Origin of the sequence: Bacillus sp. CCB-MMP212, assembly GCF_022748145.1 — a bacterium.
Classification (GTDB): domain Bacteria; phylum Bacillota; class Bacilli; order Bacillales; family Bacillaceae_G; genus Bacillus_A; species Bacillus_A cereus.
In genome coordinates, this window is record NZ_JALDQE010000016.1 from 21845 (window position 1) to 41933 (window position 20089).

The following is a 20089-nucleotide window of genomic DNA, read 5'->3' on the forward strand; positions in this document are numbered from 1 at the left end:
TTATTATTTTGATTAATAAAATTTTCAAAAGACAAAACCTATTCTTCAAACTAAATCCAGCGCATATTTTAGTATTAGGTTTTTTAGGCTTAATTTTAATTGGAACCTTTTTACTCATGTTACCTATATCCACTCAAGATCGTCATCATTTATCGTTTATTGATGCGCTTTTTGAGGCGACATCAGCTGTGTGTGTAACAGGGCTTGCCGTAGTTGATACAGGAAGTACATTTACTGTATTTGGACAAATTGTTTTGCTTATCCTTATCCAGCTTGGTGGTTGGGGATTTATGACGAGTGGGATTTTGATGTTTCTTATTTTAGGAAAAAAAATTGGCATAAAGAAGAGACTGTTACTTCAGGAGGCTATTAATTCCTTGTCTTTGCAAGGCGTTATAAAATTAGTGCAACAAATTATTTTGATTACACTTGTCATTGAATTAGTTGGAGCAACTGTTTTAGCGATACGATGGTCATATGAAATGCCTTGGCCAAAAGCAATATATTACGGGATATTCCATACCATTTCAGCATTTAATAACGCAGGATTTGGATTAGAACCAGATAGTTTGAGTAATTGGGTAGGAGACCCTGTAGTCAATATAATAATTACGTTTCTATTTATAAGTGGTGGAATCGGTTTTATTGTGATTTTAGATGTAATTAAGAAAAGAAAAATTAGATATTTCTCACTACATACCAAACTTGTTTTAGTAGCCACACTGTTTCTTAACATCATAAGTTCCATTATTATTTTATGTTTAGAATACAATAACCCTGCAACATTAGGAACATTGTCGCTTGATGATAAAATTTGGGCATCTTATTTCCAAGGTGTTGTTCCTAGGACAGCAGGATTTAACACCATTGATATTGGGCAAATGACGATGAGTTCTCAAGTCTATACAATAGCATTAATGTTTATCGGAGCATCTTCTGGATCAACTGGTGGTGGAATTAAGGTAACAACAGCATTCCTGCTTTTATTATCCATTGTAGCAATTATAAGAAATAGAGAGGATATTCATATATTTAAAAGAAGAATTCCAAAAAATTTAGTGAATCGAGCAATCGCCATTGCTACGACAGCTGTTTTGTTTATCTTTATCATATTTTTCTTATTAACAATTACTGAAAAACATGCTGAATTCTCTCAAATTTTATTTGAAACAGTTTCTGCATTTGGGACAGTTGGACTTAGCGCAGGATTAACAGGAGACCTTACTCCTGTAGGACGTATTTTGATTACAATCATGATGTTTATTGGCAGATTAGGACCATTAACTATGGCATTTGCGCTTGCTATGGCCAAAAATGAGCATAATAAGATTCGTTATGCAGAAGAAAAAATCTTAATTGGTTAAATTATAATCATTTCTGTACTCAAATTAGGTAAAACAAAGAGGTAGTTCAAGTAGTTAGTTAACTATTTAAACTACCTCTTATCATAAATTTGTGAGTGACTCCAAAAAAGATTATTGCCGTACCCCTAATACGTAAAACTATTATTCATAAACGTTTAATATAGCTGAACTGGGTGACAACTACTTCAAACTATGACGAACAAGAAATTGACCATTTCTTGTTCAAATTATCCTATGCGAGGAAAATTCATTTTTTAATCCTAACAATGTATTAGGTGTCACCATATCATTTCGGGGAAATTGTACGCTTAGACACATTTTAAACAAAAAAAACAAGTGTATAAATTTTGATGATGGTTATAATTTCAAAAGTGGATCAGATTTTTTTATTATAACTAAAAAATCTGATTCACTTATTTGTGTCCTTAAAAATAATCATATTTGAAAAAAGTAATAAATGAACTTTTATTCATCATTTAATAGGTTTTAACTTTTTCTATTCTATATAGAAATATTTGTTTATTTTTCTGTAATATTTACAAAATTAACGGCTCCCTTGCCCTTAGTTCCTAAAACCATATTCACTTTATCTATTTCCTTACTTAATTCTGGTGCTTTTCCTTGATTGACTAAATTAAGATTCCCAAAAGATTTATTAAAAGATACAATCTGTCTAGTTTTTTCTTTCCCATTTATTTCTTTAAATAATGTATCATCTACAATTAATAGGATTTCATTGGATTTACCACGATATGGAGATAGCCATACATCTCCTTTGTATTGAACATTCATTTTTTTGTTATCGAATGTTAATTCTTTTAAGTCTTTATATTCTTTATTTGCAAATATGATAGCTTCATTTTTCCCTATTTTCGGTAACGAATCAAGAGAGTCTGAAGATAGGAGCCCCTCGTTATTATCCCTTTCACGTATAAGTCCCTTTTTATTCATTTTTTCAGCAGTTGTTCTACTAATAAATAGTAAATTACTAGTAGCAGCATCCATAGAATCCCCAAAATTAGTCGGTAGCTTTATGTCGAGCTTGTTATTATCTATGGCCCCTTCTTTTATTTGATATAGGTCTTGTGATGTTATTATATCTTTGTACAAGTCTATTATAGAGTTTCTTGCTTGTTCGTTTATCTCTCCTACTTCTATTGAAATTCCATTTGCTTGGGAGTTTTTTGTACCAAATAATGAATATGCTCCTAACATGGTAATCGAAATACCAGCTACTATTAATAATCCAAGTCTTTTTTTCATCCTATATTCTCCTTTTTTTAAATTAAAAAATTGTTTTATACATTTTTTTCAAATATTGAGCTCGAACAAAGTAAAAGTATATAATTTGCATAACTAAGAAACAAATCAATACCATAACGGAACTACCCAAGACTGAAAAATTGGCTAACTTTTGCAAGGCCATAAAAGCAACCGTACTATGTGTAATCGCTATTGCAATTGGTAAAAAGAATAACAATGCAAGTTGACGTGACACAATTTTCTTTAATTCCGGTTTGCTTAAACCAACTTTTGCTATCATTTTATATTGCTGCTGATTTCGTTCTAAGTCTGTGTATAATCGGAAATATAAAAAGCTTGCAGCAAACGTAAAGAAAACAATACCTATTAATACACTCATGATAGATGCAAGTCCAAATCCTTGCTTCATAGCTATCCATTTAAAAATTAAAGACGAAAATTGATATGATTCGTTGTATACCCTAGGATCATTTACATCTTTGTTCCCTTTCTGTAAGGAAGCCAAAATTTTTTCAGCAACTTTTTTTGTTTTCTCCCAATCTTTCACAACAAAACCATTGATAGTGAATTGACCATATTGATTATCTGAATCCAGAATCATTTGATTATATACAGTATCCGTAATAATAACTGTCGTTATGTTTGTATCTTGTAGTTCTTTTGGCGTTAGTATTTTATCTACATGCATATCTTTTTTTATGTTTTCATGCAACAATTGAAATTCATCTTGTTTAGATTTTGTATTAGTAACTTTTCTTGATGGTATGACAAAACTATCATTTTCATCTTTTAAGCTTTCTTTTTCAAAACCAAATACCTCAGCTAACTTATTATAATCACTTATTTTTATAACGCTTAATAATACATTACTGTTATAAAGGGTATCTGGAATTTGTTTTATGGAATAAGCTACTTGTTTGAATTTAAACCCACCATTATTGAGTTCGCTTTCTATTTTTTTTAGATGCTCTTTTTCTAAAGGATTATTATTATAGGACTCATAAGAAAATGCAAAGGGACTATTTGATTCAGCCATTGATGAGTTACCTAATCCCATACAAGTTCCCACTGCAGTAAAGGCAACGGTAGAAATAATAGTGACCATAAAAAACATTTTTGCATTATCTTTTAATTGATACACTAAATCTGAGATGGTGAGTATGTTTGTTTTCTTAAAGAAAATATTTTCTCTTTTCTTTAATGCACGTAACACATACACACTGAGCTGGGTAAATAAGAAGTACGTTCCAAATACAACAAAGCTTACCCCTGTCGCCATCATGAATAATACATATTTCACATCCTTGTAATGAATTGCGTTAACACTATGGAAAACAGCTGTATATCCTAATCCAATACAAATTAGTGCGAACAGAGATAGCCAAAGGGATGCCTTTGGTTCAGGCTTTGGCTTTTCTTCTGCTTTTATTAATTCTACTAATTGCTCTACATTTATTAATCGAGAAGTAAAAAGTGAAATAAATAAAAATAGTAATAAGAATGCTCCAAATGTTATCCCAATTGCTTTAAATGGCATGTAAAATGGAAGTCCTTTATCAATCATTAACAGATGGTTGCTCATAATTAAGATAAACTTAGAGAACGCCATTCCAATTGTAATTCCTGTTAAAATAGAAGCGGTACCAATTATTATATTTTCAATAAATACTAATTTATTCAACTGTGAACGCGACATCCCATGTAGCATTAGAATTCCAAAATCTTTTTTTCTTGTTTTTAAAAATGCACTTACAGAATATAAGATAAAGAAGAATGAGAAGAAAAATATTAACCCCTGCGATATCAGTAATCCTGACTTTGCAAATGTATTGATTGTTATACTAGCAGCAAGATCCCCTTGTAAATTAGGATGAAATGCAAGTAATGCATAAGTAAAGAAAATCATAATAGCAAACGTACTACTTAAAAAATGAGCCAAATATGTTCGTTTACTTCGAATGACGTTATTAAATGCGAACTGTCGAAAAGTCATTTGCATTTCCTCCTAATAATGCTAAAACCTCTAGAATTTTTTGATAAAATACTTTGCGATTATCTCCACAATAAATCTCATTGTATAACTGTCCATCTTTGATAAACACAATTCGATCACAATAACTTGCAGCCATTGCATCATGTGTCACTAACATCATCGTTGTGCTATTTTCTTTATTAAGCGTTGTCAATAATTCCATCACATCACTAGCAGATTTTGAATCCAGATTTCCTGTAGGTTCATCCGCAAGTAATAATTTCGGATTATGAATAGTAGCTCGTGCGATAGCTGTTCTTTGTGCTTGCCCACCAGAGATTTCATACGTACGTTTATCTAATATTTCAGTTATCCCTAGTTTTTCAGCAATAGCTTCCACTTTACCTTCCATTTCTCTAGGGCTTACACCATCAAGCGTAAGTGGCAGAACAATATTTTCTTTCACTGTCAATGTATTAAGGAGATTAAATGATTGAAAAACAAACCCTAATTCACGTCTTCGAAATAAAGACAACTGATCTGGAGATAACAGATATGGGTTTTCTCCATGAATTAATACTTCTCCTGATGTTGGAGCATCTATAGTAGAAACCATATTTAATAGCGTTGTTTTACCACTCCCAGATGGTCCCATAATTCCTACAAATTCACCTTTGTTTATTTTTAAATCAATATGGGATAATGCTGTACAAGAAATTTTTCCAGAATAAACTTTCCCTAAATCTGAAACATGTAGTATCTCCACAAGTATTTCACCTTCCATTTCTCTTTTCGATACATGAAGTGTAACTTATATATAGTATGTCTCATATCGATTTCCCTAACATTTATCTAACAAGTTTGTAAGATTCAAAAGAAAAACCGATGAAAGGTATACCTTTCATCGGTTAACGAGATGCATACGGGAATATGATTCTAATTTTTGTTCCCTTACCTACCTCAGATTCTAGCTCAATCTTATGATTTAATTTTTCACATACTTCTTTAACAAGATATAATCCCATTCCCGTAGACTCTTTAAATTTCCTACCATTTTCTCCAGTATAAAATGGATTGAAAACACGTGGTAAATCAGCAGTAGGAATACCAACCCCATAATCTTTTACTTCCAAAACAATTGCTCGTCCCTTTGAACACGCCGAAACTATTACTTTTTCTTTCTTACTTGATGAATATTTAATTGCATTTGACAGTACTTGATTGAGTATAAATCGAAACCATTTCTTATCTGTTTCTACAATAAGATTCGGATCTACTTTTACCTCTGGATACACATAACTACGTATAAAAAGACGTTTATTTTCATGAATAACGGAATCAATCATTTCTAATAATTGCACTCTTTCCACATGAAAATCTTGTTCAAATGTTTCTAAGCGAGCAACATATAAGACCATTTCTAGCCCTTTTTTGATTCTTTCTGTTTCTTCATTAATACTGTCAAATCGTGAGTCTTCTGCATCTTGTGTAATTAACTCAATAACAGAAATAGGTGTTTTCATTTGATGAACCCATTGATTCATAAAAGTCATTTGTTCTTGTTGTTTTCGTTCCCATTTTTTTAATTGGTTTTGATAATATTGATATTGAGATTGTAGTAATGTTTCTAAGGCCATTGATAATGGAGTCAAATCACTATCTTTTATTGACTCATTTAAAGTTTCCATTGGTGTTGATAGACGCTTGTAGAATGAACGATGACTATAATAACGATAGATTAAATAACCCATTAATAAAAAAACACCCAAAAATACAGAATATAATGCTGTCAATATATGTGGATAACCATCAAACCAATATATAAAAAGAATGATAAGCAATTGGGCAAATGTATAACAAATAAGTGGAATATGTTCTTGTAAAAATAATTTCATTATTCCTTTCCTTCCTCCTCCCAAGTAGCATGCAAACGATATCCAGCACCACGAACCGTCTCCAATGCGTTTTCGATACCTAAATCTTGCAATTTCCTTCTAATTCTACCTATATTTACACTCAATGTATTTTCGTCTATATATGAACTATCCCATAATTGTTCTAAAATCACTTCACGTTTTACAAGGAGCGGAGACTTTGTTATCAATATTTCTAATAAAGTTGTTTCTTTTCTAGTAAGTAATATTGTCTTATCATTTAGTTGAATTTCCATTCTTTCTGGAAACAGGATTAACCCTGATTGCTCAACTATTCTTTCTTTTACTTTAGGAGCATATTCACCATATGCTCTTCTGAGCTGGCTACGGATTTTAGACATAACAACTTCATAATAAAAAGGTTTCGTAATATAATCGTCACCACCATTTTCTAAAGCCATAACTTGATCCATCTCTCCACTCCTTGCAGATAAAAATACAATTGGACAAGTGGAAATAGCTCGTATTTTGCGACACCAATAATAACCATCAAAATTAGGTAAATTTACATCTAATAGCACTACATCTGGTTTTATCTCTTGAAATATATCTAAAACATTTTCGAAGTCCTCTATAATAACACTTTGGTATCCATATTTTTTAATATGAGTTCCCAGTAATTCAGCAATTTTCATATCATCTTCTACAATCATGATTGTATTCATAACGTAATCTCCTTTAATTTAGGCGCAATTTCTAAAGTTCATTTAATATTAAATATTTTACTTATGTAAAAAAATGATATCTTACCTATCCCCTCAAATGCAATATACATCCAACAAATTGTATATTTGTCGTTTCTTAATTAATAAAATTTTTCACAGTAAATGGATTGGGATTTTTCAAAATATAGATAGATCTCACTAGTAAGGGTATGTAAATAGTTTATTTTTTAAAATTCTAATTAACATATATTACTGTACTATCTGTACAGTAAATTGTATTATTGAGTTTTGAGAATCCCTTAGAGTATAAAAACGTTAAAATGTGCGTGCTACCCCTTAGACTTAGTAGCTTTAAATCTCCGTTGCATTCAATTTTTAGCTCCCACTGGTTCATGACCGAGCACAAATACCTTTTTCTTTTTTCTAACTCCAGATGATACGTAATATTTTTTATGATTCATTACGATGTTAAATTGATCACGTAGACAAGCGATAACCCGACGATATCCATACCGATATTTATGATGTTGACATATTTCTATTACGGTTTTTTCTTCATAATTAGTTACTGTTTTCTCGTGCTTTTTCCAACGATAATAAGTAGCACGTGAAATACTAAATATGGAACACAGTTCTGCAATTGTGAAAGTTAATTGCCATTCTTTTATCATTTTCCTTATTTCTTCTTTTCCTCCCACCTCCTTAAGATTTCTTGTCTTTTTCCAGCAATATATTCTTTGCCTTTAAATAACGTATTTCTAATTCTTTTTGTTCAAGTTCTGTTAACTTTTTTTATGTGCAGATTGTCTTCCAATAAACTGTTCAAACCGATAGGTCTCGCCTTCACGATACCATTTCATCCAAGTTTTAATTTGAGCCACATGTCTACTTCCTAAGGCATCCATAATTTCTTTATTTTTGAATTCTTTGTGTTTCATTTCAACTACTTTCCACTTTATTTCGGCGGGATAATATGCCTTTTTCCCCACACGAAAAACACTTCTCTAAATCATAACTGATACTTACGATTTAGAGAGGTGTTTTTTATCGTCTCATTCTCAGGGTTCAATCCACTAGGAACCGACTTTTTTATATAGCATATTAAAGCTTTAATTTGTTCTTTCTAATGTACTCTTCCATACTATTTATATTTTGAGTTTCCTCTGCTAATGCAATATAACCGTCAGGTCTAATCAGAAAAGTAGATCCCAATTTTATACCTGCTTTTTGTACCTCTTGAGTATAAGGGAATGTATACAAAAGAATGTTATTTTCTTCTGCAAATTTACTAAAATCAGGGACTACATCCCCATATACGTGTAACTGCCAATCAAAAGATTCAAGTGGCGCAAAATTATCTGTATCATCAAAAGGAATCCATGGTAAACGATCGCCTCCATGAATTTCACCTGTATTTCCTTTAGAAAGTTGACTATTTCGATAGTGAATCCTTATTTGTGAAATAACTTTAAATATCATTTTTCTAACTATCGAAAACTTAGTCATCCTTGGAATAATAATTGGAATTAAGTATTGCCGAGTGAACTTTTCAAATATGCTGTTACCAACAATCGAAGAAAAAACTTTATCTGTTGTTGCTACTAAAAGTTTGGCAAATGCTATTCTTTCTTGCTCATAGGAATCTAGAATAGATTCACTTGCTTTCCCTTGAATCACTGCTCCAAGCTTCCATGCTAAATTAATTGCGTCACCAATGCCTGTATTCATTCCTTGTCCTCCTGCTGGGCTATGTATGTGCGCAGCATCTCCCGCAATGAAAACGCGTCCTTTTCTAAAATGTTCACTTACTCTATGATGTACTTTATATGTTGAATACCAATTTACTTTCGTAATTTCTAATTCCATATTTTTTTGGATATAAGGTCTAATTAAAGAAAAATCAGCTTCTAAATTTTCTTTGTGCATCAAATCCTCTGGTATTATTCCAATTAAGCGTAACGATCCAGCAGTCCGAATTGGCATAAGAATCCCAAATCCCTTTTTAAATAGTCTCATTTGAAACCCAACACTTTCTTGGTTGTGAGTTTGCACATCAGCTACGTAAAACATTTGCTTATATGAGTCACCAGGGAAATTCAAATTTAACCCTTTTCTGACGGAACTGTGTGCACCATCGCATCCACATAAGTAGCCATAAATACTTTCTTCTTCCACACCATTTTTTATGGTACTAACGTTAACATGGTCATTTTTCTGATGAAATGATACAAGCTCAGTGTTCCATTCTACATTGACCCCTTTTGCTTCTAATTGTTCAATTAAAAATTTTTCATGCTCATCTTGAGGAAAACTCAACATAAAGGGATATGGGCTTTGTCCTTTTCCCATATTCTCAAAGTTGACCGTAGCCTTCATTGTTGTATTTTTATAAAATTTCATATTAACTGATTTAATTCCTTTTTCTACAACTTGTTCTGCAAATCCAAATTGCCGATAGAATTCTAATGTTCTTGCTTGTACAGCCAAAGCCCTTGAAGCTTCTCCAGGACCTTTCTTTTTATCGATGATTCTAAAAGGGATTCCTTGCTTTGCAAGTCCAATAGCTAAAATTAATCCAGTTGGTCCGGCTCCAACAATTAACAATTTATTCTTCATAAATCTCCCTCCTGATAATTAATCAATTTTGCATAGTTGCTTTTATTTTCACAGAAGTAATTAATGCGAGTATCGTACCTACCAAACTAAAGAAAAGTCTAATATCTCTTCAGTTCTTTATTCTTACTTATCTATTTCCATCTATATGATTTTGTTTGGAAAAATAGGAGGATCACTTACTTAATATATATATATTGATTTACGAATCATTCGTACAAGTCCAGGTACCAACGTTGCTACAATGAGGGGGAAATGAGTATTTTAATCTAGATTAGGGTGTTCTTTATTCTGTAGACGGTTTTCCTAATTACACCATTTTCTTTTGCAATATGAGAAATGGCTTCGCCACCATTTAACATTTCAATCACTCGATTGTATACTACCCTTTTTTGAGGGTTTTTTGTTGTTGAAGAATAGATGGTTGGACTACCTTTTTATGCACCTTTCTTTGTGGTTATTCTATATGTTTATTGTATTGAAGAATAAAGAGAAGAGGCAAACCTTGAGCAAGGGTTTGATGGATTTTATTTTTAATAAAACTTTTTGGTACGTGAAATTATAACCACACCTACATAGGTATATCTCCCTTTCTACTTTTTTCTCTGCTTCTTTAAATAGCCTTGTTGTCTTTCATTTATTGTTTTTACCTTTTCAAGGGGAAAAATTATTGCTCTTATCTTTTTCTTTCGGTAGAAGAGGATCTGAGAGTTCGTTTTTACCTTCTCCGCAAAGTAAATATTAATTTTATGCATTTACCAAAATGTACAAGGAGTGAACCATCTGAATTAGAGGTGAATCATTAAATAGGAGGAACAATAATCATCCGCTCGATGTTTCAACTCTTCAAACGTGTATAATTTTTGTTTATCAAATAATTTCGGCTGTTTTTTTCTATAGTATTCAAAAAGCTCTTCTCCATTTTTCCTTATACAATACCGACGGCTTTGTTTGATTGTGCCTGATATTTCTTCAGGAGCTAACTGTTTTAAAATTTGTAATGCTTGCCGATCTGAGATTTCTTCTCCTGTTACGTAGGCATGGATAAAAATAAGTTCTTTCACTGTTATATAATTATATTGTGAAATTTTATTCATAGATGCGCTCCCTCCTCTATCTATTATTCCTATAAGTACATATTACTAGGCATATAAACAAATCCATGTATTTAACATGTAAGTATCTTGAGTGTTTGTTTCACCTTTTCATCATCCACTCGATAAAATACTTCTAATCCTTTTCGTTCATATGCTACGACTTTATGTGTTTTTAGCTTACTAAGATGTTGCGAAACAGTCGATTGTGGCATGGAGAGAAACTGTTGTAATGCAGAAACATTTAAAGACTTTTTCTTTATTAATTGATGTACAATTCGTAGACGGACAGGATGTGCCAACACCCTTAATGTTTCTGAAATACGTTCGGTTCCATATGGAAAACATTTGTCATCTTCTTTTCCTCCTCATTTCTTTTTTCCTTATAAAAAGAATTTAAAATTTCACATCTTACAAATCATCTTGCACCACGTATTTTCTCACCTTATACTAAACAAAAACTAACTATAATAAGAGGTGTCCTATGAATAAAACAGAATTAATAAAACAAGTCGCAATACAAGCCGAACTAACAAAACCATAAACAAGTCTTGCGGTGGATGCCGTATTAGAATATATTCAACACGCTCTGTAAAATGGAGACAATATACAACTAATTGGATTTGGCACATTCCAAGTACGAAATCGTGCTGCCCGTGAAGGACGCAATCCACATACTGGTGAAGCTCTTACCATCCCTGCGAGTAAAATACCTGTCTTTAAAGCGGGGAAAGCTGAATAATCTTCATTAGTAGCATGAGATCACTAGGATTCATGCTACTGTTTTATTCTAAAATCGAACCGTGGAGATTGCATGTTTATATACAAGCTGTTGCTTTCCTTCAAATTCTACTAAAACAGAGTAAGTATCAAATCCTCTTATCCCTCCTTTTACATGTAATCCTTTTAACAGAATCAATGTGATATTCTGACGCTTTTGAAACGCCTCTTGTAGCAATTGTTCCTGTGAAAATAGCATGTTCTTACTTTTATCCTTTTGAAATGCTTGTAATTTCGTTTCCAACGAATTCTCCCCCTATTCTTCTCGTCTGTTCTTCAACACCCAAAAAAGACGTACTAAAGTCTTTTTTTCTAGGTATTATTCCTATTGCTTGAAAAACAAACTCTGTATATTCTGACTACTAAGTAGGTATTTTTTCCTCCCCCTCCCAAAAAGGAAGAAAAAGAACTACTTAATAATTGTAGAGATTACTTGTAGATGAATTGATGCTTACCATGAACTATCATAAAGACAGTAAATTTATCTGTTGCAAGGACCTATCTACGTATTGGAACCTCACTCTTTAAAATGATAATAATGTTCCTTTTTTCTCTTTTAACTGTTCACACATATATTCTGTAAGTTATACATGGAATGCACCCTCACCTCGTGTTTCCCATTCACTTTCTATTTTTCTAAACCATTTTCCTACTTTGCTTACATAATATTTTTTCACTTCATCATACGGAATCCAGATTTTACGTTTCTGTATTTGATTCATCACTTTATGAAGAATTTCATCATGCTCGTACTTTCTAGGTTTTCTATGATGCGTTCTTACAAACTGTGTATATTCCCAATGTAACCAATTAGAAATATGTTTTTTGTTTTTGCCGGAGATGTGACCACTTTTTATTTGTTTGATGGAGTCGTCCCTTTACTTTTACATGGTTTTTCACCAAACTTCATCCCCTTTTACCATCTAAATGCATATATAACTATCGTATCACATTTAAATTAAAATACTGCTCTAATTACATGTTTTCGCAAAAAAATTCAGAATTCTCCATTTCAAAAATACAAATTATACTTATATAACATATTTATTTGAATTTCTTGCTATTCCCTCATTTCAAGGAGTTGGGCAAAGATAACCTATTTAAATATGTTTCTAGTGGTAAAATAGAAGAATTTATTGCTTTCTTTCAAATCATTAAAAATATATAAAGAGATATAAAATAACAATCCAGATACAAATGAAGGAACAACGATTTATAAAATCTACTATTTCACTTTCTTCATGTTAGTTTTCTAAAAAATATGAAATGTATCTCTAAGTATTTGATGATATTGTTTCTCTGTTATTTCTTTTTTAGATTTTTTCCCATACCGGGTTTTTGTAAAACTTTGCTTAGTAAGTGCAATATGCTCATTTTCAATTAATTTGCAAATAATATTCCCCTTATTTACTGGCGATTCTGGATGCTCTATAACCATGTTTTGTATAGCACTCAATTTCTTTTCGTTAATTTCATTTAAATAAAAAGCATAACCGATCGACCAGGTATCAGTAAGATCAGAATCAAGAAAATGCGAAGTTTCACCATTTTTCCCTTTTTTCATTTCGAATACATGGGTTCCTTTCTCTGTTTTTTGTTTACGAACACGATATTCTCCGGTCACAGAAGTCACACTGTTACCATCAAAAAGAACGGGCTGTAAAGGAAGATACGATGCAAAACCTGCATCTATTAAATAGTTCTCACGTTTGTGCTGTAGAACGATGATTACATGGCCATCATCAGGACCCCATTTTCTTGTGTTTGAATTATAAAGAGTTCCAGCTATTCGGTACACATTAAATCCACAATCGCACAAAAAATAATATAATAAAGAATTAATCTCATAGCATAATCCGCCACGATTCTTTACAAGTAGTTTTTCTTCAATATTTCCTCTGCAAAACTCTTTCATATTCCCTTCCATGATGTCTATGTTTTCATAAGGTAATACGTGCCCCAACTGTAAAAGAATTGTATGCAAATCTTCAAATTCCACATTTTCTTTTGGTGGGATTTTTAATTTTAAGAAAAACTTTTTTTGTAACTCAGTTAACATGATATATCCCCTTCCATTTATAAAAATTGTATTCATTTCATAAATATTACAATCACTAAGTTTATACGGTATATAGCTTGAATAACACATTTCAGTGCTAAACATTAATGGACAATAAGGAACCAATGCTTAATAATCTCTTAAGATTTTTAAAAAATTAATTTTTGTGTATTTTGGTATTCTTACGCATCCTGATTTCAAAAAAGAGAGTACACTGAATTGATGAAAAATAAATATAATGTTGCAATATTCAATTGTATTTCTAAACAAACGCTTTTTTAAATCCCTTTGATTATATGCAGATTATATATCTAGCAATAGTATTCCTAATTCAATTTATTGATCCTATCATCAGTAATTCTCTTATTTATACATATAGTATTCTTTATATCGTTGGAACGCCGATTTTTTTGTTTGTGGTGATAGTATAGATGGTTTTACTACTTTAGATGGTGCTACTTGCTTTGGCATTTGTAATACACCACGTTTCTTGAGCTCTCTATACAAACTACTTACTTTACATCCCACTTTTTTTGCAATAACTGGATATTCCATTCCTTGATTAAATAATTCTACTGCTTGTTTACATCTTGCATCCCATTTTTCTTCTGGCGTTTGTACCTTTTGGGTTCGTTTTTTAACTGTATTTTTTTCTAGTTTGATACACTCTTTTTCTATTTTACACTTCTGTGCACAATATTGTTTTGTGTCTACTTGACGCTCACAATGCTCCTCCAGTAAGCGTAGCCTTTGTACTTTTTTTGCAACTCCTCTCATGCTGTATTCACCTCATTTCCTTTAATATATTCTGTAAGTACCCACATCCTACTGTATCAACTACAGTCTCTGTTAGACTCTTAAATTATTCTTATACGAAGGTCATTCATAATGTCATTCCTTATCATTACTCATATGACAACTTTTAACCTACTCATTACAAACCAAGTTGATTTAGCTATTTATGTAAATTACTGACACGACATCCTAATCCATGAACAATTTTTTATTGTGTATCCTTTACTTTTAACTGGAGGGCTTGCTGGTAAATAGGAATATTGTTTCATCCCATTTAAAGCAGTCTATCCATTGTTTGAGCCTATATTCAAACACTCCTACAATTGCCTTCATCAAAAGAGGCAAAAAGTCTTAATATTGTGTGTGATTAAGCTTGTAAATGTTGATGGTTTGGCAAAATTATAAATGAAAAAGAGCATTGATTTAAAACAAGCCAATTTGTTTAGAAGTTGGCTTGTTTCTTCATGATGACTCCAACAAAAATCTCTTTAACTCTTCATTAGAGGTAAGTTTTAAAGAAAAACCAACTTTGGATATATCTTTACATAATTGTAAACTATAGTAAATTGATATTATTTACACTGAATATTCTCAATATTAACCTTTTAAAATTTTATTTTGAGCAACCAATTTCCACCAATCATTTTGATATGAGAGTGCTTCTTCTTTTGTAGTTGTATTTGCAACAACTAGATAATTATTATCCACTGAAATAACATACCCAGTAAAGGGTATTTGTTCTTGTTCATGGAGAATAGAATGTGTTGTATGATTTGCGGGACCCCCATTAAAGTCTGCGAAAATTGGCGTCATACCCACAGTTAATCCATATCCTATATGCTACAGTAGTTGCTACGATTACTAGTTTTTTTGTAAACATACGAAATTATCCCCTTTATAATTGTATTTATATATTCATACGCTAGAAACCTCTTTATATTCAAATATTTAACATTTCTGTCACAAATCAAGGGGATATAATAGAGTTAGTAAAATTGTATCTCGATAAAAACTAAAAGCAACCTGTGCAAGGTTCCTTTTTGGCAGTGAAAACATCAACAATAAGGATATTTTGACACTCCCACGGCTAAAGCCGCAAGTCCTACACCTTACGCTGTAACGGATGGGATTCTTGAATGACTAAGCATTCGCAGTCCATTTCTGTTTTGAACAGCCTTCAAGATGAGGGTGTGCCATCCCCCTCCTAAAACAGGCCATATAGTGGTTGACTATTACCTCCAACCACAGTTGCGTAGCAAATATTTATCGCCCCAACGATATCACGATGTTTCTCAAATCCACATTGGCACTTGTATTTTCTGTCTTGTACCTTGTTCTTTTCAGAACATTTCGGACATGTTTGACTTGTATAAGAATGGTTCACATATTGCATGTTTTTACCAGAATGTTTATCGATAAAAAATATCCCGATCTTCTATCCCTAAAACTTTCATATTTCGAATTTGTTGTCCTTCATTTGAATCTTTACTGGAAACTCGTACATATCCAAACTTTTTATGTTTCATTTCATACACCTCATTAAGAATGATAGTAAATCCTTATTGTAAATATTTGTAAAACAAACAACCGTCAACAAATTATAAAATCTATGAAGAATACATATGTATTCTTCATAGATTTATATGTATCTGTAAAGGTGCATCTTTACAGAAAAACTAAGAAATCACTACATGTTTAATCCATACCCATGTAAAGTTAATCTTAATTTGTAAATTTTTATAATAAATAATTAAAAAAGGTTAATATTGTTTTTTGAATTTCTTGTTGATTTTTCAGCATATTCAATATATATTAAATATAAGTTCTTAAAACGAGGTCATTTGAACTCGTTTTAAGAACTTATAATTTTATGTACCTAATTAAAATGAAGACATTCGTCATGTAGTAAAGAGAAAAGTCCTACTATATATAATTTTAGTGGGACAGAATCAGGAGGATTCAAAATGAAAGAAAATGTAAAACCAGAAGAATGGGAGAAGAAGCCATCACTACTTGGAATGTTTACTTCTCCTAGCCTTCAGTTTGAAAGGATTAAAACAAACCAAAAAGTTTGGGGTATATTCTTTTTAGTTGCACTGTTACAAGGAATTTTAGGTGGTTTGAGTAAATATGTGATGTATTCCTCACCTGAGATGATTCAGATGAGAAAAGAATTTGGAGAACTTGCTGGAAAGAGTACTCTTGCAGGAGAAGTTATTTCTGGTATCTTATCAAATTTTGTAGGGACAATGATTGGAGCACTGTTTATAACAGCTATTTACAAAGTGTTTATCGTATTTTTTGGCAATGATACATCTTATAAAACATTATTAAGCATAGTTACATATACAAACATTATTCTTATCGTTGGCGGATTTATAAATACTACTTTAAGTTTCATTGTGGGTAGTGGATCCACACAATATACAGGTTTAGGGGCAATTTTGTCCGAGGGTACATTTACATATGGGATTGGTAATGCAATAGAAATATTTTACATATGGAATTTGGTCTTAATTTGGTTAGGATTACAAATTACAGCGGGATTAAGTAAAGTAAAAGCAATTATTCCGATTATTATTCTATTCATTATTAAAATAGGATTCTTAGCTACTATTATGGTGTTAATTGTAAAATTCTTGCCGGGTGTACCTATACAATAAGAAATTTTTTTGAAGTAAGGCATGATTTTTAAACTGTTTTTCTTATGACAAATACAAATTATATTTATAAACATTCCTAACTATCTAAAGACATGTGAGTTATTAAAGAAAGGAATGCTACGAATGAAGGGGGAATCCGATGTATTCATTGGTCGTTGGGGTTGTATTATTTGTGATGATTTTATCCAGCATTTGGTTCGTATCGGGTAAACTAGGGGTTTTTGAATGGATAGGTAATGTCGCATTAAAAATAAAAAATAGCTTCAGGGAGGAAGACAAAAAATGAAAAAGAAAATGGGCGCTATTATAGTAGGAATAGGACTCTTAGTAGTTGGAGCTTTAACTGCAATAAGTGTAACAGTAATTGAACAAGGACATGCAGGTGTAGTTTATAATAGAAGTACAGGTGTGGAAAAAGAAACATTAGGCCAAGGTTGGCATCTAGTATCGCCATTTAAACGTGTAACGGAATATCCAGTTTCTACGGAAACGATACAAGTAAAGAGTTTTAATGTACAAACAAAAGATGGTAAACCATTAGCTGTTAGTTTATCTTATGATTATGCAAATGATGTAGAAAAACTCCCTAAAATATATAACAAATTTAAAGGGCAATCTCCAGATGTGATTGAGAATGGTTGGCTACAAACACGTATCAAAAAAGCGACACTTAATGTGTTTTCGAAATATTCTGTTCTCGAAGTGTTCCAGCATCAAGGAGAAATTAATGCGGCAATTGAAAAAGAATTTCGTGGAATTGTAGATGATACTGGATTTATGGTTGATTCAGTAACACTTGAAGCACCAAAACCAGACGAAAATACAGCAAAAGCAATTCAAGGTGTTGTAGATGCGCAACAAAGATTAGAAAAATTAGAGATTGAGAAAAAACAAGCTATTGTGGAAGCTGAACGTGACATAGAAGCTGCGAAAGGTAAAGCACAAGCAAATGAAATTTTAAAGCAATCTCTATCTCCAGAAATAGTAGAAATCAAAAAAATCGAGAAATGGGACGGAAAACTCCCACAAGTAAGCGGTGGTGCTACCCCGTTTGTACAAGTGAAATAATTAGGCCCTCTAGGCGATCTAGTGCAGTTTTGTTCCTTTTTTCTTTCAACAATTACTGAGCTAGTTGAATATACACAGAAATATACAACAAATAGGGATCAACATACATACCCATGAACTTAAGGGGTTTTAATACCTCTAAGTACCAAAAAAGTTATTCTTTCTAACTAGATTAATTAGAAAGAATAACTTTTTTTATGAATATTTCGATTCAAGATGAACTACTATCATTTGTTGAAAAATTACAGCGATATATTACACTTGTATTTTTAGAAGAACTGGCAAGTAAAATTTGGTTTATAAAGCTAATTTTTCTTGTTCAAACTTAGCTACCATCTGTAGGGTAGTTTCATTAGATAACCATGCAACATAACTCTATACATTATTAGATTTATTGTAATTTTTTATTATCTCCTCATTTTAAAGAAAAAATCCATTAAGAAACAAGATATTGAAATTACCTTATCTCTTTTACCAAAGGAGATCCAATCTGCCTTTTTGTTAAAGGCAGTGTGAAGTCATCTGTGAACTACACACCACTTAACACCCTTATTGTTTGTTTGAAGTGGATGCTTCTTGGGAAGTAGACACTTATATTAGCCATCTATATTTTCCAAGCTATCAGGGTAGTTCCTACCCCTAAACGAAAGCATCAAACTACAGGGCTAGCTTTAGCAAGTTGATACTTGCATTTACATCTCGATCATGATGGCTATTACACATTAGGCAATCCCATTCATAAAGATTCGTCTTTTCTACCTCTTTGTTTTTATAACCACAGCAAGAACAGAGTTGACCACTTAAGTAATTCTTCGGTGCAATAATTAACTCACGATCTTTCCATAGTGCTTTGTAGGTTTGGTATTCTCTGAATTTAGCCCAAGATACTTCACAGATTGATTTTGCCAACTTATGATTATTTTGTATATCCTTCATTTTCAAATCTTCCATCACAATTACTTGGTTTTCGTTAGTGATTTCATTACTGATTTTATGAAGAAAGTCATTGTGTTGGTTAACAATTTTTTCGTGAAGTCTTGCAATTTGTGATCTAATTTTATTTTGATTTTTAGAGCCTTTCTTTTTGCGCAGCAAAGACTTTTGTAAAAAAACTAATCTATTTTCAGTTTTTCTCATCCATTTTGGAATTTCGTACTTCTTACCATTAGATAGGGTTGCAAAACCCTTTAAACCCATAACAATACCAACTCTTTTTTTCAGTTCAGGGAACAGTCGTTCCTTTTCCTCAACTAAAACAGAAGCAAAATATTTGTTAGTAGTTGTTTTAGAGATCGTTACAGACTTAATCAAACCAAAAAACGGTCTGTGTTGCTTAATTCTTACCCTTGTCCTTAGTTTTGGTAGCTTCATATATCCATTCTCTATACATACGGTTCCTTTTTGATTATTCGTTGTATAACTACAACGGTTTTCTTTTTTATTTTTGAATTTTGGAAAACCAATAGATTTATCACGAAAGAAATGAGCATACGCCTTATTTAAGTTCATTTGTGCATTAGCTAGAGCAAGGCTATCTACCTCTTTAAGAAACGGAAATTCCTTTTTGTATTGGGCTGGTGTAGGATACTTGATGGATTTATCAATACTTGTTTGAGATTCATGATAAAAATTGATTCTATCAGCAAGCATTTTGTTATATACAAATCGTACACATCCAAATGTTTTAGAAAAAAATGTACGTTGTTCCTTATTCGGATAGATGCGATACTTGTATGCTTTTAACATGAACTACACCTACTTTCTTATTTAAATATTACATATTCAATAAACATGGAGATTATAGCATTTACCCATTCTC

At 31.8% G+C, this 20089-nt stretch carries 18 protein-coding genes and 8 pseudogenes; 6 read left to right on the forward strand and 20 right to left on the reverse strand.

The annotated features are described in order from the left end of the window. Window positions 1-8 precede the first annotated feature (8 nt). Window positions 9-1364 (forward strand): TrkH family potassium uptake protein, encoded by a 1356-nt coding sequence (locus tag MRP26_RS27915; RefSeq protein ID WP_242807296.1) that lies wholly within the window; start codon window positions 9-11, stop codon window positions 1362-1364. 519 nt (window positions 1365-1883) lie between these two features. Here MRP26_RS27915 and MRP26_RS27920 read toward each other — a convergent pair. From MRP26_RS27920 to MRP26_RS27970, 11 genes and pseudogenes are all read right to left on the reverse strand, one after another. Then, on the reverse strand, window positions 1884-2627 hold the full coding sequence (locus tag MRP26_RS27920) for a lipoprotein BA_5634 family protein (RefSeq protein ID WP_242807298.1): 744 nt from the start codon (window positions 2625-2627) through the stop codon (window positions 1884-1886). Window positions 2628-2649: 22 nt separating this feature from the next. Further along, a complete protein-coding gene (locus MRP26_RS27925; protein WP_242807300.1) occupies window positions 2650-4620 on the reverse strand; it encodes an FtsX-like permease family protein in 1971 nt (656 codons plus the stop codon). After that, a complete protein-coding gene (locus tag MRP26_RS27930; protein WP_346770929.1) occupies window positions 4595-5365 on the reverse strand; it encodes an ABC transporter ATP-binding protein in 771 nt (256 codons plus the stop codon). Before MRP26_RS27930 ends, MRP26_RS27925 begins: the two co-directional genes overlap by 26 nt. 142 nt (window positions 5366-5507) lie before the next feature. After that, complete coding sequence (locus MRP26_RS27935; RefSeq protein WP_242807304.1) at window positions 5508-6494, reverse strand: sensor histidine kinase; 987 nt, start codon at window positions 6492-6494, stop codon at window positions 5508-5510. Further along, entirely contained in the window at window positions 6494-7198 is a 705-nt protein-coding gene (locus MRP26_RS27940; protein ID WP_242807306.1) for a response regulator transcription factor, read from the reverse strand. The genes MRP26_RS27935 and MRP26_RS27940 overlap by 1 nt, the downstream gene beginning before the upstream one ends. Window positions 7199-7566: 368 nt before the next feature. Beyond that, the gene (locus MRP26_RS27945; protein ID WP_242807308.1) at window positions 7567-7869 is read right to left on the reverse strand and encodes an IS3 family transposase; all 303 of its coding nucleotides are present in this window, start codon (window positions 7867-7869) and stop codon (window positions 7567-7569) included. A 111-nt stretch (window positions 7870-7980) separates the two neighbouring features. Then, window positions 7981-8187 (reverse strand): hypothetical protein, encoded by a 207-nt coding sequence (locus MRP26_RS27950; protein WP_242807310.1) that lies wholly within the window; start codon window positions 8185-8187, stop codon window positions 7981-7983. Window positions 8188-8299: 112 nt separating this feature from the next. After that, on the reverse strand, window positions 8300-9814 hold the full coding sequence (locus MRP26_RS27955; RefSeq protein ID WP_242807312.1) for an FAD-dependent monooxygenase: 1515 nt from the start codon (window positions 9812-9814) through the stop codon (window positions 8300-8302). A 266-nt stretch (window positions 9815-10080) separates the two neighbouring features. Beyond that, a pseudogene (locus tag MRP26_RS27960) lies at window positions 10081-10248 on the reverse strand (helix-turn-helix domain-containing protein); the annotation flags it as partial. Window positions 10249-10599: 351 nt separating this feature from the next. Then, entirely contained in the window at window positions 10600-10908 is a 309-nt protein-coding gene (locus tag MRP26_RS27965; protein ID WP_150190410.1) for a 50S ribosomal protein L7ae, read from the reverse strand. Window positions 10909-10979: 71 nt separating this feature from the next. Then, on the reverse strand, window positions 10980-11228 hold the full coding sequence (locus tag MRP26_RS27970; protein ID WP_481747186.1) for an ArsR/SmtB family transcription factor: 249 nt from the start codon (window positions 11226-11228) through the stop codon (window positions 10980-10982). A 161-nt stretch (window positions 11229-11389) separates the two neighbouring features. On the opposite strand from MRP26_RS27970, the pseudogene MRP26_RS27975 reads away from it, so the two are divergent. Next, window positions 11390-11647, forward strand: a pseudogene (locus tag MRP26_RS27975) (HU family DNA-binding protein). 48 nt (window positions 11648-11695) lie between these two features. Here the strand turns inward: MRP26_RS27975 and hfq are convergent. The 8 genes and pseudogenes from hfq to MRP26_RS28015 form a co-directional block, all read right to left on the reverse strand. Then, the gene (hfq, locus tag MRP26_RS27980; protein ID WP_242807313.1) at window positions 11696-11929 is read right to left on the reverse strand and encodes an RNA chaperone Hfq; all 234 of its coding nucleotides are present in this window, start codon (window positions 11927-11929) and stop codon (window positions 11696-11698) included. A 185-nt stretch (window positions 11930-12114) separates the two neighbouring features. Then, a pseudogene (locus tag MRP26_RS27985) lies at window positions 12115-12257 on the reverse strand (LSm family protein). A gap of 12 nt (window positions 12258-12269) precedes the next feature. After that, a pseudogene (locus MRP26_RS27990) lies at window positions 12270-12585 on the reverse strand (transposase). A 352-nt stretch (window positions 12586-12937) separates the two neighbouring features. Next, window positions 12938-13744 carry an arylamine N-acetyltransferase family protein gene (locus tag MRP26_RS27995; protein WP_242807314.1) on the reverse strand — a complete coding sequence of 269 codons (807 nt, stop codon included), beginning with the start codon at window positions 13742-13744 and terminating at the stop codon, window positions 12938-12940. Window positions 13745-14107: 363 nt separating this feature from the next. Beyond that, window positions 14108-14521 carry a hypothetical protein gene (locus MRP26_RS28000; protein WP_150191942.1) on the reverse strand — a complete coding sequence of 138 codons (414 nt, stop codon included), beginning with the start codon at window positions 14519-14521 and terminating at the stop codon, window positions 14108-14110. A gap of 621 nt (window positions 14522-15142) precedes the next feature. Continuing rightward, a pseudogene (locus MRP26_RS28005) lies at window positions 15143-15419 on the reverse strand (DUF3221 domain-containing protein); the annotation flags it as partial. A gap of 324 nt (window positions 15420-15743) precedes the next feature. Next, a pseudogene (locus MRP26_RS28010) lies at window positions 15744-15941 on the reverse strand (zinc ribbon domain-containing protein); the annotation flags it as partial. Then, window positions 15915-16065: pseudogene (locus MRP26_RS28015) on the reverse strand (recombinase family protein); the annotation flags it as partial. The pseudogenes MRP26_RS28015 and MRP26_RS28010, both read right to left, overlap by 27 nt. Before the next feature lie 438 nt (window positions 16066-16503). Between MRP26_RS28015 and yknW the strand changes: the two are divergent. The 4 genes and pseudogenes from yknW to MRP26_RS28035 form a co-directional block, all read left to right on the forward strand. Next, the gene (gene yknW / locus MRP26_RS28020) at window positions 16504-17202 is read left to right on the forward strand and encodes a YknW family membrane protein (RefSeq protein WP_242807315.1); all 699 of its coding nucleotides are present in this window, start codon (window positions 16504-16506) and stop codon (window positions 17200-17202) included. A gap of 139 nt (window positions 17203-17341) precedes the next feature. Next, window positions 17342-17488: a hypothetical protein gene (locus MRP26_RS28025; protein ID WP_190322695.1), complete on the forward strand. Its 147-nt coding sequence runs from the start codon at window positions 17342-17344 to the stop codon at window positions 17486-17488. Then, window positions 17485-18270: a prohibitin family protein gene (locus tag MRP26_RS28030; protein ID WP_242807316.1), complete on the forward strand. Its 786-nt coding sequence runs from the start codon at window positions 17485-17487 to the stop codon at window positions 18268-18270. The genes MRP26_RS28025 and MRP26_RS28030 overlap by 4 nt, the downstream gene beginning before the upstream one ends. A gap of 197 nt (window positions 18271-18467) precedes the next feature. Then, window positions 18468-18622: pseudogene (locus tag MRP26_RS28035) on the forward strand (IS4 family transposase); the annotation flags it as partial. Between the two features lie 305 nt (window positions 18623-18927). Here MRP26_RS28035 and tnpB read toward each other — a convergent pair. Continuing rightward, window positions 18928-20016 carry an IS200/IS605 family element RNA-guided endonuclease TnpB gene (tnpB, locus tag MRP26_RS28040; protein WP_242807317.1) on the reverse strand — a complete coding sequence of 363 codons (1089 nt, stop codon included), beginning with the start codon at window positions 20014-20016 and terminating at the stop codon, window positions 18928-18930. Between the last annotated feature and the right edge of the window lie 73 nt (window positions 20017-20089).